General features: G+C 43.3%; 12 protein-coding genes and 2 riboswitches. Of the genes, 6 read left to right on the top strand and 6 right to left on the bottom strand.

The features are described from left to right. Positions 1-41 precede the first annotated feature (41 nt). The 4 genes from ACT3IB_RS01300 to ACT3IB_RS01285 all read right to left on the bottom strand — a co-directional run bounded on the left by ACT3IB_RS01300 (position 42) and on the right by ACT3IB_RS01285 (position 5,935). Positions 42-2,243, bottom strand: coding sequence for a TonB-dependent receptor plug domain-containing protein (locus ACT3IB_RS01300; protein WP_491537212.1), 2,202 nt, complete (start codon positions 2,241-2,243; stop codon positions 42-44). Between the two features lie 127 nt (positions 2,244-2,370). Beyond that, a riboswitch (cobalamin riboswitch) is annotated at positions 2,371-2,605 on the bottom strand. A gap of 26 nt (positions 2,606-2,631) precedes the next feature. Then, a complete protein-coding gene (locus tag ACT3IB_RS01295) occupies positions 2,632-3,669 on the bottom strand; it encodes an ABC transporter ATP-binding protein (RefSeq protein ID WP_491537211.1) in 1,038 nt (345 codons plus the stop codon). Further along, entirely contained in the window at positions 3,669-4,745 is a 1,077-nt protein-coding gene (locus ACT3IB_RS01290) for an iron chelate uptake ABC transporter family permease subunit (RefSeq protein WP_491537210.1), read from the bottom strand. Before ACT3IB_RS01290 ends, ACT3IB_RS01295 begins: the two co-directional genes overlap by 1 nt. After that, positions 4,745-5,935 carry an ABC transporter substrate-binding protein gene (locus ACT3IB_RS01285; protein WP_491537209.1) on the bottom strand — a complete coding sequence of 397 codons (1,191 nt, stop codon included), beginning with the start codon at positions 5,933-5,935 and terminating at the stop codon, positions 4,745-4,747. The genes ACT3IB_RS01290 and ACT3IB_RS01285 overlap by 1 nt, the downstream gene beginning before the upstream one ends. A 27-nt stretch (positions 5,936-5,962) precedes the next feature. Beyond that, a riboswitch (cobalamin riboswitch) is annotated at positions 5,963-6,179 on the bottom strand. A 228-nt stretch (positions 6,180-6,407) separates the two neighbouring features. Here ACT3IB_RS01285 and ACT3IB_RS01280 point away from each other — a divergent pair. The 6 genes from ACT3IB_RS01280 to ACT3IB_RS01255 all read left to right on the top strand — a co-directional run bounded on the left by ACT3IB_RS01280 (position 6,408) and on the right by ACT3IB_RS01255 (position 17,437). After that, positions 6,408-6,812, top strand: coding sequence for a DUF4332 domain-containing protein (locus tag ACT3IB_RS01280; RefSeq protein ID WP_491537208.1), 405 nt, complete (start codon positions 6,408-6,410; stop codon positions 6,810-6,812). Between the two features lie 482 nt (positions 6,813-7,294). Then, positions 7,295-8,959 (top strand): amidase, encoded by a 1,665-nt coding sequence (locus ACT3IB_RS01275; protein WP_491537207.1) that lies wholly within the window; start codon positions 7,295-7,297, stop codon positions 8,957-8,959. Between the two features lie 183 nt (positions 8,960-9,142). Continuing rightward, positions 9,143-10,198, top strand: a complete 1,056-nt coding sequence (locus ACT3IB_RS01270) for an efflux RND transporter periplasmic adaptor subunit (protein ID WP_491537206.1) — start codon at positions 9,143-9,145, stop codon at positions 10,196-10,198. A 37-nt stretch (positions 10,199-10,235) separates the two neighbouring features. After that, positions 10,236-13,523, top strand: a complete 3,288-nt coding sequence (locus tag ACT3IB_RS01265) for an efflux RND transporter permease subunit (protein WP_491537205.1) — start codon at positions 10,236-10,238, stop codon at positions 13,521-13,523. 18 nt (positions 13,524-13,541) lie between these two features. After that, on the top strand, positions 13,542-16,574 hold the full coding sequence (locus ACT3IB_RS01260; protein ID WP_491537204.1) for an efflux RND transporter permease subunit: 3,033 nt from the start codon (positions 13,542-13,544) through the stop codon (positions 16,572-16,574). 125 nt (positions 16,575-16,699) lie between these two features. Next, on the top strand, positions 16,700-17,437 hold the full coding sequence (locus ACT3IB_RS01255; RefSeq protein ID WP_491537203.1) for an acyl-[acyl-carrier-protein] thioesterase: 738 nt from the start codon (positions 16,700-16,702) through the stop codon (positions 17,435-17,437). 92 nt (positions 17,438-17,529) lie between these two features. Here ACT3IB_RS01255 and ACT3IB_RS01250 read toward each other — a convergent pair whose 3' ends face one another. Together ACT3IB_RS01250 and ACT3IB_RS01245 are read right to left on the bottom strand one after the other, a co-directional pair. Then, positions 17,530-18,348: an aldo/keto reductase gene (locus tag ACT3IB_RS01250; RefSeq protein WP_491537202.1), complete on the bottom strand. Its 819-nt coding sequence runs from the start codon at positions 18,346-18,348 to the stop codon at positions 17,530-17,532. Between the two features lie 110 nt (positions 18,349-18,458). After that, a complete protein-coding gene (locus ACT3IB_RS01245) occupies positions 18,459-18,665 on the bottom strand; it encodes a PID-CTERM protein-sorting domain-containing protein (protein WP_491537201.1) in 207 nt (68 codons plus the stop codon). Between the last annotated feature and the right edge of the window lie 5 nt (positions 18,666-18,670).

The following is an 18,670-nucleotide window of genomic DNA, read 5'->3' as shown; positions in this document are numbered from 1 at the left end:
ATCATGAAAGGAGACCAACACCACTTTTATGATTGATACACCTATAATTGATACTGCAACTTAATGTAATATCCTCGTCCTTGAGTATTATAACCGTTGATCTCCTGATAATCACTATCAAAAAGATTCTCTACTTTTAAAAGTGCAGATAGATTTTCCATAACCGAGTAGCTCACCGTTGCATTGGTTACGTTATAACCCGAAATATTACTGCGATCGAGAGCTCCATACGGTCCCAGGCTTGCGCTGTAATACACATCATCACGGGATCCAACATATCTGGAATCGATTTTAATTCGCAGCTTGTCCGTTGCTACATAGGATGCACTCATAAACGCATTAACAGATGGTCGTCTCGTTAAGCCTTCAATCTCTTTTTCTTCCGTTACATATGCTCCGCTCTCATATATTTGAACATGGTTCCCTCCTGTATATGTCGGATCGACATCATCCGGCGAAAAGGTTAACGTCGATCGCGTTAGCGAGATATTTCCCTCAATATTAAGCTTAGGAGTGACTCTTGCTGATGTCGACACTTCAAGTCCTGATATCTGCTGCTCGGAGGCATTGATAAACGTATCACCGAGGTAATCCGAATCGGGAAAGATGGCACTTAAATTTTCGATCGCCGTATCGCCATTCCACAAGTATACATATTCAATCACATCGCTAACTACTGTTTGAAAAGCAGACAGCTCAAAAGAGAACCGATTGCCAACCTCCTGCTTCCATCCAACTTCATAGGAGATTGATGATTCGGGATCCAAATTTTCGTTACCCCGACTTGTATAACTCCCCGCACTTTTTGACGGAGAATAAAGTTGGTAGAGCGAAGGAGCATTAAATCCGCTGGTAATAGCACCGTATAAAAGCGTAGATTCGGTTACCTGTAGCTTGGGATTTATCTCATACGTAAAGTGGGAGCCGAACTCATCGTGATGGACTAATCGTCCTCCCAATCCCAATGAAAGCGGTTCTAGCTGATCAGAAATTAATCCTCCATTAAGATTAGAGTGGGCATATCCATTATAGATAATTTCCTTCAGTCCTAATGAATCCAAATCCGTTGTCGACTCATACACTCCAAATTGCGACCGGCTGAAGACATAATTACGGGTAGACATTGTTTGTCGCGAAGCGGAGGCACCGGCAACAAACCGGATATGATTCCCGTCTGCGACTACCTTCAGCTCGTTCTCCCAGAGCGATCCTTCGGCATTTAGCTCGGTATAAATGCCATCATACGTACCGTTGGAACTTATAATCGACGAATCGTTGACAAAATCTCTGTTTAAATTAGAATAGGCGCCCTGGTATTCTACGGCTACGTTATCCGATAATTCAATTCCCCCTCCAAAATTAAAGAGGTCACGCTCAAATTCGGTATAGGCATTACTGTCATCCTGGTAAGCACCTTGATCGACATCACTGCGCTGATCAACGCGCCGGTAAGATGCATACCAATCATATTGATCGGTCGAATAACCAAGCTTACCCACTAAATCGAATTTGTTATAATCATCCTGATCCTGGGGATTAAATGCATTGACACCCGATACCGTATCAATCGTTGCATCCAATCCGTTGGTCCATTGAAAATTGGCACCGATATTTGCGTACCATCCACTATCAGAAGTATAATTAGCAAAAAGACTGTTTGTGGTGGAATACGTTTCTTCACCAAACCGCCCGTGTTTCGTCTCTGCGTTTATGTTAAATCCTTCTCCGCCCTTCTTTTTCGTAATGATATTAACAACACCGCCTATAGCTGAAGATCCATAGAGCGTACTGTGCGATCCGCGGACAATTTCAATTCGCTTTATACCGGTCAGCGAAAGTTCCGAAAGATCAATCGAATTATTGTTGGTGGAAGGATCACTGATTCGAACGCCATCTATCAATACCACAGAATGGTTGGAATTAGCATTACGGATAAATCCCTGCTGCAGCGAACCGGGCGTTTGTCCCGCTCCAATCATATGCAAGCTCTGCTGATTGGCCAGCAACTCACTGACATTTGTATAAACAGCATTCTGAATATCCTTCTGTGAAATCACAGTAACATTACGTCCTACCGACTGCGGAGACTGCTCGTATTTACTGGCACTGATTATAATTTCATCCAGCTCATATACTGTAGAGTCAGTTTCAACATCGTGTTGCTGGGCCAACATTGGTGTAGTAATACAAAGAAAATACATCAAGGCAGAAAGCCCCGAAAGTAATCGTTGAGTTATGGTCATAATTAATTTTTAGGTTACAAATGATGATTAATTCATCACTCGTACCTTTGGGTATCAAACTTGGAAGGTATAAATACGTTCTGGAGGCCAGAAACGACATTTTACTCTTCGCTTTTCTCCCGAAAGCTACGAATGCTGTGCGTTGGCAGGTCTTCTGGCTTGTCCCGCTTTTGACAACCTTCCCGTCCCATCCCGGGCGACCCGGGAGAAACAGTGGTTCAAGAAAGATCAAAAGCTTATGGAACTCACAGCATCGGGGAATGCTCCGGATTTTCCCAAATAACTATTGGGAGCACCGGATTCCCTTTTAATCCCATCCCGAAAATGATTCGAGGATAGGAACCAATGCACAAAACGAAAATACGAGGCACGCTGTATAAATCAAAACCTATTGGAGTAATTTCTGATCTTTTCTTAAGGCAGATAACAGATTTTTTATGGATGAATAACAATGCTCAGTCTTTTCTGTAATGACTTTCCACTCAAATGTATCTTGTTTTGAATATGCCTTAACCTGAACTGTTGTTCCGTTATCCTCAACTACCTTATATCCCTCACGTTCAAGGGCACGTCGTGTCCAAAAGGTTGGGACTGCATCCCCTATCAAATGGATAGGTTCTTTTTTGGGATTATGAAGTGTGAAGGAGCCTGTACTGCGATCAAAATCGAAGCTGTCTTTTTCAAAAACCGATTCAAATGTTCCATCCAGGACAAGATCTTCGGGCGTACCGGTAATTACTTGCCCATCACGGCTGATAAGCCATAAGGTATCAGCAGCTTTAAGGGCCAAATCCAATTCATGAGTGGACAACAAAATGCCTTTTTGGGTATCATGCGCCAGTTTTCGCAACAACCGAATTATTTCTACGCGGTTGGGCAGATCAAGATGGGCTGTGGGTTCGTCGAGTAACACCGCCGAAGTGTCTTGGGCCAGTGCCCGTGCAATCATCACTTTTTGACGTTCACCGTCACTTATGTGCAATACATCCCTATCTACAAACTGTTCAATCCCTGCTGATGTAATAGCCCACTCCACGATTTCTTCATCTCTTTTGTTGAGTGATCCAAACCAGCCGGTATAGGGTGATCGCCCAAAAGCCACGAGCTCATACACGCTGATATTTCCTATCGTAACACGATCAGTCAAAACAGTACTTACCTTTTGGGCAATTTCTTTTACTGCAAACTGGCTTAAGTTCTTACCATTTAGTAACACCTCTCCATCCAACAGATTATGCAAGCCGGCCAACGTACGAATGAGTGTAGACTTTCCCGATCCATTGGGACCTAGCAGGCACACCACCTGTCCGCCCTGCAGCGCTACGTTTATGTTAGATGCCACTACCGTTGGGTCCTTCCTCCGCCCTTTGGCAGGAAATCCAATATCAAGGTCACGGGTCGATATGATGGGAGCATTGTTTTTCATCAGAAAGAAGCCTGCAGATTTTTCCGCTGAATAATGACCCATATTACGACGGGCGATCCCACCATCGAGGTAACCGCACTAATGGGCAGCGTGGTGGTAGAACCGGGAACCTGGGCAATAATATCACAGGCAAGTAGTAAAATCGCTCCCATCAATAAGGCAGCAGGAATTAAGACACGGTGATCATTTGTCCCCATCAAAGATCGTGTAAGATGCGGTACAGCGATGCCTACAAACCCAATGGGTCCGCAAAAGGCAGTAATACCGCCCGCTAACAAGCTTGTGCTCACAATAATCCAGATGCGGGAGCCCGAAACCGACAGCCCCATACTTCTGGCATAATTTTCCCCCAGCAAAAGTCCGTTTAATGGCTTTGAAAGTGCCATTGCAATGCCACTCCCAACAAAAGCGACCACCGCCAATATCCAAAGCTGATCCAAAGGTACCCCGCCGAGGCTTCCAAACGTCCAAATGAGATAATCCTGAATCTGCTCGGGTCGACTAAAATACTGCCAAATACTTACCAGCGCGATCGTAAGGTTCCCAATCATCAATCCGATAATCAACAGCGTTACATTGTCGCGAACTTTAATAGAAATGAGAAGGATCAGCAATAATACAGCAGCCGAACCCAAACTGGCAGCGATCACAATAAGCCAACTACCGAATACCGACAGTTGCTGAATAGCAAAAATGCTGGTAATCGTTCCACCGGCCAACATTACAATGGCTACCCCGAGGCTCGCTCCCGCAGTGATACCCAACACCGACGGACCGGCCAGTGGATTACGAAAAAGTGTCTGCATGAGCAATCCACCCACAGATAACGCACTGCCTGCTAAAACGGCCGTTATGGCCCTGGGAATACGGATGTTGATAATAATTTTATTCCAGGCTTCGCTGGCCGCTTCACCTCCTATCAAGATTTGGACAATATCACCTACTGGAATATCTACCGAACCCAATGCCAAATTGACAAGCAAAAGTGTCAAAAGTCCTACGATCAGCAGTCCAAAATAAAGCGGACGAATCCCCGTCTTATGCTGTGGCGTTATGTCTGTAGTTTCGTTGGCCATCAATCAATTTTCTGATAGTAATAGAGTCGATGATCAGGGAGCTGCTGCGGATGAAAAATCTTAATCAGATCAGCCAGTACTATTTCGGGATGCACCACGCCCGACTCCCAAAAATCATTACCGCCAGCCGGACTTACCCGCTTGTTGTTATTATATATTTCACCTGTTTGAAAAGCCTCAAAGTCTTTAAAACGGGAATCTTTTGCCAAGATATCCTCTTTGGATTTTGCTGCACCGGGGTTAATCCAAATATCTGCCTCCAAGCCGATTTCATAAATCACTTCAAAACTCTTGCGAAGCCCGCCGGTCTCATCCGAATCGAACCACGGATAATCGGCTCCGGCATCTTTTAAAAACTGTGCAGTAAAACTTTTTCCGCCCGACACAAACCAAGCACCTTTGTAAGGCATATTATTAATAACCAATGGCTTATCATCTATCCTACCTACCTTAGACTTAAGGCGTTTATATTCGTTAGTAACCCTATTAAACTTTTCATTAGCCAGTCGTTCCTTGTTCAGTAGTGCAGCCAGTACTTTAACCCATTCTGCCTTGCCGAGCGGCGATGTTTCCAGCCACTCCGAGTTAACCATCACATCGATATCGGAATCCATCAAAATTCTTACATTATCGAATTGTGAGGACTGCCCGCCTGAGATCATCAGCAAATCGGGATTCATCGACAGTATTTTTTCTTTGTTCAATTCTCCTTGCGACAGACTTACCATTTTACCCGCCTCTACCCCTTTTCGAACATCTTCATTGTAAATATAGTCCGCACCTGCCATCCCGATAATAATCTCGGTGGCATCAAGCATCTCTGCCAATCCGATATGGGTTGTAGAAGTGGTTAACAGGCTGGTTATGGGGATGGGAATTTCTGTTGTATTATCAACCTCTACCTCATCAGCAACTTCATGTGGCACCAACGAATAGCGGAGCGTGTCCACTTGATCTTGAAAAGGTTTTAGAATCTCCAGCAATTTGTAATTTTCGTGGTAGGTAATCTGAAATCCCTCTGCATATTCCGCATGCACCGAATCAGCAAATTGTACCTGTTCAGTTTTTTTTGAATCAGATTCAGGATCGGTATTTTTTTCAGCCCCACATCCAACAGTTAGAAGACAAGATATAAACCATCCAAAAAAAAGTATGGGACTGCAAAAAAAGCGTACGAGTATTGGGTTCATGGATTTAGCTTTTCTCCCGAAAGCTTGTTTCCGTCATCAATACCGGCAGGTCTTCTGGCTTACTCCACTTTCGACAACCTTCCCGCCCCGAAATCATCAGGACAGTGGTATATGAAGGATCAAAAGCTATTGGAGCTTACAGCAGCGGGGACTGCTCCGGACTTTCCCAAAAAGTTTAGAAGCACCGGATTCCCATTTTAACTGTATCTCAAACGAAATACAGACCTGTATTGAATCAGTAAGTTTAAAGAAAATTTGATACCGTTATAATAAGAGTAATCTAACTCTTTAGCCAACCTCTCTTAATCCCTGACACAAAAAAGGCATATTCTTACTTTTTGATACCCTACTTTGATTATGTAATGCCTTCCCTCTCTTTAAAATTCGCCAAAACCCCTAGCATAAATTACTGTAAATACTGAACTTAACTACATTCAGTAATATATAATCACTCAATTTAAATATCAGAGCAATGGCCAAATTAACCGACATTGAAAGCATTGGGAATACGTATTCTAAAAAGTTGAAAGCAGCAGGAATATCCTCTCTTAATATGTTGTTAAAAACCGGTTCCAATAAAAAGGGTCGCATGGAGATTGCCCAAAAATCGGGTATCAATGAAAAACAAATTTTAGAATGGGTCAACCGTGCCGACCTTTCTAGAATCAAGGGCGTTAGCACCCAATACTCCGATCTGCTGGAACATACCGGGGTCGACAGTATTCCGGAACTGGCTCAGCGTAATCCCGACAAACTCTATCTAATGATGACCAAGGTCAATAAGGAGAAACAAATAGTACGCAATTTGCCCTCCGTCTCAAAAGTAAAAAACTGGGTACAACAGGCCCGTACATTGCCACGAATGATTACTCATTAAATTTGCAGTAAAAACTTATTGACTGCCGGGAATAGTAACCTCTCGGCAGTCTTTTCTAATCATTATATCATAATGTCCTCACCACTGTTGGATCAAATTATTACTATCTTTACCCAAAAAGAAGGTCGCCCATCTTACTACTGAAATTGGACTTACCAAAGAGAGGCCGAAAAATATATCTCCCTTTCCGGAGCATCAGCAGTCAATGTCATTCAGGCAAAAAAACCGTAAAAGGCAAGACTTCGGAACCAGCAGATTTATTTAAAAAAGATACTTTCCAGCTTTTTTAGAATCCGATTTTTATAAAAATTGGAACGTGTTTAACCAAAATGGAACGTCAATTTGGGCGCACGTTCGTCCGCGAGGTTACCTGAAGTCTTGTGGGTGTTCTCAGATAATCAAAAAAAGTAGATAAATAGAGTCTTGTTTTTTCTACGTTGATGGCTACATTGCGATAAATAAACAATCAAAGGTATTGGCTCATGAAAACTAATATACTATACACACTTTTCGGGATCTCACTTGGATTTTTACTGGCTTTCACATCCGCTCATTATTTAAATGATGATATTACGCCCCGGGTTATCTCAGAAGCTTCGAAACTAATCGGGATCGACTTCACTTCGGCAGAACGAGACTCTATGATTACCGAACTGGAAAACAATCGGGAATCCTATCAAAGCATCCGTAACCTTACACTGGATAACCGTATTCCTCCGGCACTGAATTTCAATCCTGTTCCACCGGGCAAAATCATCAGCAAAAAAGAACAACCAAATGATTGGAATTTGACGGAAGATGTATCACTTCCTGACAAGCGATCTGATCTTACATTTTATACTGTTGAAGAACTGGCATCATTAATAAAACAGCAAAAGGTATCCTCCGTTGAACTAACAAGATTTTTTCTCGATCGCATCAACCAATACGACGATACGCTCCAGGCTATTATCACGGTCACAGAAGAAATGGCTCTAGAGCAGGCCAAAAAGATGGATCGGGAACTTGCCAAGGGAAATTATCGCGGGCCATTGCATGGCATTCCCTACGGACTTAAAGATCTTTTTGCGGTGGAAGGATACAAAACTACCTGGGGAGCTACACCCTATAAAAATCAAGAGATCAGTCAAACAGCTACAGTTGCAAAAAAACTGAAAGAAGCCGGAGCTGTTTTGATAGCAAAAACAACCTTAGGTGCCCTGGCCTATGGTGATGTCTGGTTTGGTGGCACAACCAAAAATCCATGGGATCTGGAACAGGGCTCCAGCGGATCATCCGCCGGGTCGGCAGCGGGAACCTCAGCCGGTCTTTTTCCCTTTGCGATCGGAACCGAAACCTGGGGATCTATCATTTCTCCATCTAACAGAACCGGAACAACCGGACTGCGCCCCACCTTTGGACGCGTTAGCCGCCATGGAGCAATGGCATTGAGCTGGAGCATGGATAAAGTTGGTCCCATCACTCGTTCCGTTAAAGATGCTGCTCTCGTATTTGAAGCTATCCACGGCCCCGATGGAAAAGATGCGTCCGTTTTCGACCTTCCTTTTAATTATAAATCCGATATTGCAATTTCTGATTACAAAATCGGATATCTGAAATCTGCTTTTAACAGTGATTATGAGAATCGGCAGCGAGACAGTCTTACGCTGGCAAAACTCGAGGAACTTGGTGCGGAACTCATTCCCATTAAATTGCCGGATTATCCGGTCTCAAATCTCAGTTTTATTTTGACAGCAGAAGGAGCAGCTGCTTTTGATCAGCTTACTCTTAGCAACAAAGATGACCAAATGGTTCGGCAAAGCAAGTCGGCCTGGCCCAACCTATTTCGATCTGCCCGCTTCATCCCGGCTGTGGAATATATCCAAGCAAACCGCGCCCGGCAGGTGCTTATTCAGAAGATGGATTCGGTGATGCAGCAAGTGGATATGTACGTCTCTCCCACTTTCGGGGACAACAACCTCTTGCTGACGAATTTAACAGGACATCCTTCTGTGATTATCCCCAATGGATTTACCGATGAAGGGCAACCCACAAGCATTACCTTTGTTGGCGATCTTTTTGATGAGGATCTGATTTTAGGAGTTGCCCAGGAATATCAACAGGCAACAGATTTTCATACCAAACACCCCGAAATGTTTACGAAATAACAAGTTCCAACCGTTGCTTTTCTTTCAAGGCTGCATAATTAACGTTTATGCAGCCTTTTTTATTCCTCCTTTTAAAAGGCTTTCATTTCCAAATTTAAAAAACTCCGTAACTTTTGTTCTGATCTCTCCGTAATGAAAAGCAGATAGCTCTTAATTGAAAAACTTTCAAAATCAGAAAAATACATGAAGACGTTAACAAATTGGGTTGTTTTAGGGTCGTTGTTTTGTCTGTCAATTACAGTCAGTTCTTGTAGTACAGATTCCCAGTCAAAAAATGTAAGTGACGAAGACTCCACTTCTGCTATTCCGGTTGAAATTGCCAAGGCTACAAACGGTGATATATCAGCTTATTACTCGAGCACAGCTACACTTGAAGCTGAAGATGAAGCTATGGTTGTTTCAAAAGTTCGCGGTATGGTTAAGAAGATCTATGTCGAAGAAGGGGACTTTGTAGATGCTGATGAAGTTCTTGCTCAACTGGAAGATGAACAGTTAGAGATAGAAGCTCAGCGAGCTAAAGCTACAATGGATCGCCTTGAAAATGAACTTAACAGAAAAGAAGAGCTCTTTAATAAAAATCTTATCAGTGCCCAGGAGTTTGAAAATGCCAAGTATGAATTTCAGGCTCAGAAATCTGAATATCAGCTGGCTCAACTCAAGATTAGAAACTCCAAAATTCGGGCTCCTATCAGCGGGGTTATCTCGGACCGGCTTATTAAAGTTGGTAACATGATTAACACCGATCAGGAAATGTTTGAGGTTACTGATTTTGATCCAATACTGGCCGTACTTAAGGTCCCGGAGCATGAAATGTCAAAAATTCAAAAAGGTCAACAAGCCCTGCTGCAGGTGGATGCTATCAAAGATGAGACTTTTGAAGGAAAGGTACTTCGCGTAAGTCCAACGGTAGATCCACAAACAGGAACTTTTGAAGTCACGGTGTCTATCCGGGATGAATCCAAACAGTTAAGACCCGGGATGTTCGGTCGCGTACGCATTGTTTACGATACCCATCAAAACGCTCTTATGATTCCCAAAAATTCTGTTATCGAAGAAGATGGAATGAGCAGCGTGTATGTTATCAAAAACAGTATGGCTTACCGCCAAAATATAAATACCGGTTACTCCAACGGAGATAATATTGAAGTTCTCGAGGGATTGGCTCCATCCGACACAGTAGTTACCATAGGACAAAGCAGTCTTCAAGACAGTGCTTTGGTCGAAATTGTATCCTTATAACAAACAGCAGCTTATCATTATCTAACAGGGATTCGCTATGAAATTGATTGACTTTTCCATCAGACGCAAGGTAACCATTGCAATGTTTACCATCGGCATTATCCTTTTTGGGATGGTTTCACTCAGCCGTTTAAATATCAACCTGCTGCCGGAACTCAGCTATCCTACCCTGACCGTCCGAACTGATTTTGAAGGAGCAGCTCCCGCAGAAGTCGAGAACCTAGTGAGCAAGCCTATTGAGGAAGCGTTGGGGGTTGTAAAGAATGTACAACAGGTGCGCTCTATTTCTAGATCCGGTCAGTCTGATGTTACGCTGGAATTTGCCTGGGGAACCGATATGGATTTTGCCAGTATTGATGTTCGCGAAAAGCTGGATGCCCTACAGCTTCCGCTGGAAGTAGATCGTCCGGTAATCCTTCGTTTCGATCCTTCCCTGGATCCCATTATGCGCTATGCTTTTTACATAGAAGATAAAAACCCAGATCAGCCTAAAAACGTTGATTATGCCAGTTATCAGGGAAAGGCATCAAGTTCACAAATCAGTAAGCTTAAGCAACTGCGGCGATACGCTGATGAACAGATAAAAAAGGATCTGCAATCCGCATTGGGAGTTGCCTCTATTAAAATAAGTGGTGGCTTGGAGGAAGAAATCGAGGTGGCTGTCAATCAGGATCGGTTATCACACCTTGGACTTTCAATCGATCAAATTACGCAGGTACTTGGAGCTGAGAATGTAAATCTCTCGGGCGGTCGTTTGGAGGAAGGCACGCAGCAATATCTAGTGCGCACACTCAACCAGTTTCAATCTGTAGATAACATTAAAAATGTAGTCGTTAGTAGTCAGGGTGGTAATCCCGTTTATTTAAAAGATCTTGCTGAAATCACTCAGGGTTATAAAGAACGGGAAGCCATTACCCGACTTAATGGTCAGGAAGCCGTAGAAATAGCTATTTACAAAGAGGGTGATGCCAATACGGTGAATGTGGCCAGTAATGTAGAAGCGCAGATGGGCAACCTCTCCGAGCGACTGCCTGATGGCATGGCAATGACAAAGGTTTTTGATCAATCCACATTTATTTCCTCTGCGGTGAGTGAGGTCGTTGATGCGGGAATTATTGGTGGTATTTTAGCCATCATTATTCTGTATCTGTTTCTTCGAAACCTGTGGGCAACCGTTATTATTTCCCTGTCGATACCCGTATCGGTTATCGCCACTTTTAATCTGATGTACGGCAATGACATTACCCTGAACATTATGTCGTTAGGCGGTATTGCACTGGGTATCGGTTTACTTGTTGACAACTCTATTGTCGTGCTTGAAAATATTGCCCGTCACCGCGAAATGGGCAAAAATCCTTTAAAAGCGGCCAGCGACGGCGCAGGAGAAGTAGGCATGGCCGTAGTTGCTTCCACCCTTACAACTATCGCTGTATTCTTTCCGCTTGTCTTTGTGCACGGCATAGCCGGACAACTTTTCCGCGATCAGGCGCTGACAGTAACCTTCTCTCTGCTTGCCTCCTTGGTCGTAGCGATTACTTTGATCCCAATGCTTTCATCGTTGGCGGGGCGAGAGAAATCAAAAATTGAAAAGCCAGAGCTGAAAGAACCTAAAACAAAAGTAGGCCACTGGATGCGGACCGCCCGGATTTTCATTTTTGAAACCATCCCAAGCTACATCATTAAAGGCGGATCTAAAGTTGTCAACGTTATCAGCAAGGGAGCCATGTTTGTTTTGAACCCCATGTTAAATGCTTTTGAAAAATGGTTTGATTCAATGGAAGATAAATACCCTGCTGTATTACGTTGGTCATTGCGACACCGTTTTGCAGTAATTGCCTTTGCATTTTTGAGTCTTATGGGCTCATTGATGTTGGTACCGCAGCTGGGGATGGAACTAATCCCCTCTCTTTCACAAGGGGAGTTTAACGTAGAGTTTAATCTTCCCCCGGGTACACCTATCGAGCAAACCGACAGAGCCCTGCAAAATGTTCAGCAGGCAGCTGGTGATATTGATCCTATTCGAACTACCTTTGCCGTCGCGGGGACCGGTAACCAGATGGATGCTAATCCCAATCAAGGCGGTGAAAACTGGGGCGAATTGAATGTTACCTTAGCCAGCGGTGCCGGACGAGCTTTGGAAGAAAGTGCTATGGATGAGCTACGTAATGACTTACAGCGTATCCCCGGCTTAAACTACAAGTTCTCGCGGCCGGCCCTGTTTACGTTTAAAACTCCGGTTGAGGTCGAAATATCCGGTTATAACTTGGATAAATTGAAAAAGGTTAGTGACAATATTCTTGAGAAAATGTCCTCCGATGGACGCTTTGCAGACGTAAAATCGACCATGGAGCAAGGAAGTCCCGAAATTCAAATTACTTTTGATCGCCCCAAGGCAGCATCCCTTGGCTTGCAAGTACACGAAGTGGCTGACCTCATTGTCAGTAAAGTACGAGGAGATGTCGCTACCCGGTATTCATGGAGAGATCAAAAAATTGATGTTCTTGTCCGTGCTAAAAAACAGGATCGCTCATCAATAGAGGATATTCAAAATATTATCATCAATCCCAACAGTAAATCCCCGGTTCCATTATCAAGTATTGCCAACGTACAAGTTGACACCGGACCGAGCGAAATTCGAAGGGCAGCACAACAGCGCGTTGCAATCGTATCAGCAAATTTAAATTACGGCGACCTTGCTACTGCTGCGGATCAAATTCGTTCTATTATCAATGAAACCACAATTCCAACGGGCATACAGGCACAAATAACCGGCCAAAACGAGGAGATGGCAGATTCATTCCGATCACTCCTTTTTGCCCTTTCACTGGCTGTATTCTTGGTCTATCTTGTGATGGCATCGCAGTTTGAGTCACTGCTTCATCCCTTTATTATCCTGTTTACTATTCCGCTTGCGTTGGTTGGTGCGATCCTTGGTTTGTGGATTACAGGATCCACGATAAGCGTTGTCGTTTTTATCGGGTTAATTCTGCTGGCCGGAATTGTAGTAAATAATGCGATCGTGCTTATAGATCTGATTAATCAATATCGCGAGCGAGGAATGAATAAAATAAAGGCCATCCTTGAGGGAGGTAAATCACGGCTTCGTCCTATCATTATGACAACCCTGACAACCACGCTCGGACTATTACCACTAGCGATCGGATTTGGTGATGGCGCCGAATTACGAGCACCGATGGCAATCACGGTTATAGCGGGACTTATCATCTCGACCCTGCTTACCCTTATTGTTATACCCACAATGTACGCAATTATGGATCGCAAAGTGTACAACAAGCAACCGGCAATTGAACAATCAAACAACTAAAACGGAGGAACTGCTACTATGAAATTTACTGATCTTTCGTTAAGACGGCCGGTAACTACAATGATGATTTTCATCAGCTTTGTGATCATTGGAATCATTGCCAGTCGCATGGTGCCGCTGGAATATTTTCCGGATATCTCCTTTCCCGGAGCATACATTAGTGTTCCCTATCAAAATTCGACACCCGAAGAAGTCGAGCGTAATATTACGCGTCCGATTGAAGAGGCCATTGCTACCATTAGCGGTATCGAACGAATAAGCTCAAACTCCAGTGAAAACCAGGCCGGAATTTTCGTACAGTTTAAGATGGGGTCAGACATCAGCCTGAAAGCAATGGAGTTGAAAGAGAAAATTGACGGCATTCGCAATCAATTGCCGGATGATTTAGAACGTTTTACCATCAATAAATTCTCTGCTCAGGATAATCCGATGATGAACCTGCGGATTTCTAGTGAGCGAGATCTATCTAACGCCTATGAACTACTTAATCGTAATCTCAAACAGCGTATTGAGCGAATACAGGGTGTAGCAAAGGTAGATCTGTATGGGGTGGAGAAAAGACAGATCAGAATTGAATTGATCCCAGAGCGACTCAAATCCCACAACATCAATCTTAATGAGCTGGCGCAAACATTGCGGCAAAGCAACTTTTCGGTAACAGCTGGAAAAATAGAGGATGCCGGAAAACGCTATCTCGTACGTCCAACGGGAGAAATTACTGAACCGGCAGAATTCGCCGATCTTGTTGTCGGACCCGATAATCTAAAATTAAGAGATATTGCCACTGTTGGTTATGGAAGCCCCGAACGCGATTACGGTCGCCATCTCGATCAAAAATATGCCATTGGGCTGGACGTGTTTAAAGAATCAGGGGCCAACACTGTAGAGGTTGGCGATCGCGTAATAGCAGAAATTGACGAAGTAAACAAGCTGCCCGAAATGCGAGGCATCAAGATTTTTGAGATGCATAATCAGGCTACCGGGATTATCAGTTCGCTTACCGAATTGTTTAAGGCCGGACTGCTCGGCGCTTTATTCTCTATCATCATTCTCTATTTGTTCTTACGGCGCATCAGTACGACGCTAATTGTAGCACTAGCTGTTCCCTTTTCGTTGATTGTTACTCTTGGCCTGCTCTACTTCATGGAGCTTTCGCTCAATATCCTTTCCATGATGGGATTGATGCTGGCAGTGGGCATGCTGGTTGATAATGCGGTAGTAGTGACTGAAAACATCCATCGAAACCAAAATATGATGGATAATAAAATTGAGGCTGTAAAACGTGGTGTCACACAAGTTGGGATGGCCGTTACTGCAGGTACATTGACAACAATTATTGTATTCTTACCTAATATCATTAGTGAAGATTCAATGATTGCTATTCAGCTTTATCACGTTGCTATCACTATTATTTTGGAGCTTACAGCATCCCTTTTGATTTCACTAACAGTTATTCCCCTATTGACCTCAAAAATAGCCCCTCCGAAAAAGAAAGAACAGAATGATTGGGTTGACAGTTTGCAGAATTGGTATGGCGGTATGCTCAGCTGGTTACTAAAACGCAGATATCTCTCTGTTGCACTTATAGTGGGGACCCTTTTAAGTGTCGCTATACCGATGAATGCCGTTAATGTGGAAATGTTCGGAGGCTCAGAATCACGAGAACTTCGATTACATTACCATCTCAATGATACCTATACCCTTGAAACAGTCGAAGAATCCGTAACCCGTATTGAAGAATTTTTGTATGCCAATAAAGAAGAGCTCGAAATTGACGCTGTATACTCGTATTTCGAAACCGGTTCCGCAACTTCAACCATTCTTTTAACGGATGAGGATGATGCTCAAAAAGATGTTACCCTCATCAAAGAAGAAATCGAAGAGCAAATGCCAAAGCTGGCTATCGGTGAACCCTCTTTTGAATACCAGGATCGTACCGGCGGTGAACAACTGCGTGTTTTTGTAATTGGAGAATCTAGTGAAGTACTAGCAGATCTTGCTGAAGAAGTTGAGCGAAGGCTGCAGGATGTTCCGGGACTTGCCGATGTTCGATCCGAGGCAGAAACCGGCACCGAAGAAGTTCAGGTTCAAGTAAATCGTGAACGAGCTCGCGCTATGGGTGTTTCCTCACAACAGGTTGCCAATTTGGTTTCAAACTCAATGCGTGGAATGAATTTACGTCGGGTTCGTGGCGAGCACGGAGAAACTGAGGTGGTGCTTGCGATTCAGGAATCTAACCGAGAGACCATTGAGGATCTTATGCAATTGCCGGTTAGTGTTGGAAATGGCAAGTCGGTTCAACTGGCATCACTGGCAGATTATAAAATGGACCGAGGACCTAGAACGATACAACGTGAAAATCGTCAAACATCACTTGGAATCACGATTAACCTCGACGGTATAACGATGGACAAGGCACAAGAGCGGATCTTCCCGGTGCTGAATCAAATTAATTATCCTTCCGGCTACGGATGGAGTAAAGGCAGAAGCTTTGAGCAGGATCAGCAAGCAATGGATGAAATGATGGTTAATATTTTGTTAGCGATGTTCTTAATCTATCTGGTGATGGCTTCGCTCTTTGAATCTGTTCTATTTCCTTCAAGTATTATCACTTCCATATTTTTTGGAATTGTCGGGGTTTTCTGGTTCTTCTTAATTACCGGTACAACCTTCTCCTTTATGGCAATGATAGGCATTCTCATTCTAATGGGTATCGTGGTCAACAACGGGATTGTCTTAATAGATCATATTCATCAGCTTCGAGAAATGGGACTACCCAGATTTGAAGCTATCATTAAGGGGTGTAAAGATCGTATGCGCCCCATTTTAATGACTGCCGGAACAACCGTACTTGGTCTGGTTCCACTCTGCTTTGGCACCACACAAATTGGCGGTGACGGCCCTCCCTATTTCCCCATGGCGCGAGCTATCGTCGGCGGACTCACTTTTTCTACCGTTGTTACTCTTGTTATTTTACCAGCCATCTACCTTATTCTCGATGATGTGAAATTATGGGGCACCAGAGTTTGGCATATGGGACGCAATAAATAATTCCGGTAACCATACCTTGAGTTATAGATAATATCCTCGATACTTTGGAAGTATGGGGGATTTGTTTTATTTCAGATACCCAACAGATTATTTACTTTCCCTTTTTTTGAATTAATAGCAATACAGTGAGTAAGATAACTTTTCAGGAGACCTTCAAAATCCGGGCATCAGAGATAGACTTTAATCAAAAGGCCACGCTACCTGCCATCTGTAATTTACTACAGGAAGTAGCCGGAAATCACGCCCGCGAGCTCGAGTTCGACATTACGGATCTCCAAAAAGATGAACTTACCTGGGTATTGCATCGACTTCATGTTAAAATGGATCGCTTTCCCGACTGGAGAGAAACAATTACGATAAAAACCTGGCCCTCCAGCGGTGATGGCCTGCGTGCGTACCGCGATTTTTTGATTATGAGTGAGAACGGAGATGTTATCGGCAGATCGCTAAGTTATTGGCTCATCATGAATATCAAAAGTCGACGTCCAGCACGGATCCCTAAAGATATTCTCGAGGTGGCCCCTGATGATACCGAGCACGTCCTTCCAATTGCGAATGATCGTTTTTCTGATTTAGATCAAGTGGACTACGCTCAGGAATTTAAAGTTCGAAAAACAGATCTTGATCTCAATCGGCATGTGAACAACGTTCGATTCATCGAATGGGTGCTTTCCTGTTTACCGGATGAGGCTGCCGTAAGTGAAATCGATATACAGTTTATGGCCGAATCCATTATGGGAGATACCGATGTTGCGGAAGCAAAAGAACAATCTGCTGATCAAAATGGCCACGCTTTTGATCATCAAATTCGAAGAGCCTCTGACAACAAAATTTTAGCCAAGGCTATTTCTCGCTATAGATAGAAATCGCAACTATTCTATTTTAAATTGAAAATGCCCGACACTTTTTAGGTACCGGGCATGTAGAATGATCTTATAAAGCTCTCAGAAAAAGCTTATCCCCAATCGGGCGCAAAACTTGGGTTCACGAGACGCATCGATTTCTCAAGCTGGTCAATACGTTCAAAATCCTCGTCTTCGAGATAGAAGTCGAATACATCAAAGTTTTCACGCAAATGCTCCTCACTTGAAGCTTTAGGTATAGCTACCACATTTTCTTGCTCAATCAACCAGCGCAGAGAAATTTGGGCAGGGGATTTACCATACTTTTCAGCAATTTCTTGCAAGTCTTCATTCTCCATCACTTTACCCTGCGCCAGTGGGCTATAAGCAGTGATCATGATATCATTTTCGATTGCATAATCCAGCAGATCGAGCTGATCGATAAAAGGATGAAATTCGACCTGATTACAAAATATTGGCGCACGAATTTCTTCTTTTACTTTTGTAAGCAAGTGCAAAGGAAAATTACTGACACCAATATTCATTGCTTTTCCCTGATCGCGCAAGACAAGCATAGATTCGATGGTTGCACGCAGATCATACTGATCGTTGGGCCAATGAATCATTAGCAAATCCACATATGGAGTATCCAACTGTCTCAGGGTCTCCTCGGTAGATTGAAGTACATCATCAGCTTCGAGATTCGTATGCCAAATTTTTGTACTTAAAAAGATATCCTCGCGAGGCACATTCGAAACATTCAGCGCCTCAGCTATAGCCTGCTCGTTTTTATACATTTGAGCCGTATCAATATGGCGATAACCTATATCAAGTGCTTTCCGTACTATTTGTGAACACTCTCTGTCGTGAAGTTTATACGTTCCAAGACCAATTTCGGGTACTTCGAGACCCTGAATATTTTTGTATTGCATTTGTATTAAAAGGAGTACTCCGTTATTGTTAGGATTAAAATCACTGTTTCAACAGTTTAAAATACTGTATGATTCACTGAAAATAGAGAAAGTAACTTAGATCAAAAAATCTATTCTTTATCGCGCAGTTTTTTTATAGCATATGCCCCACCCAAAGCTGCCAAAATCCCCAGCCCACCGTCAATAGGTGTTTGTTCTGGATCTGAGGGTAATCCAGGCTGTGCTAAAATATAATCAGGCATCGAAAGTAATACCCCTATTGTAAAAACAATAAATACTATCAAAACAAGCGATGTTATCTTCTTTGACTCTTCCATACTAT

This window comes from Fodinibius sp. GM21, assembly GCF_058386955.1.
This window is presented reverse-complemented; position numbering and strand designations above follow the sequence as displayed.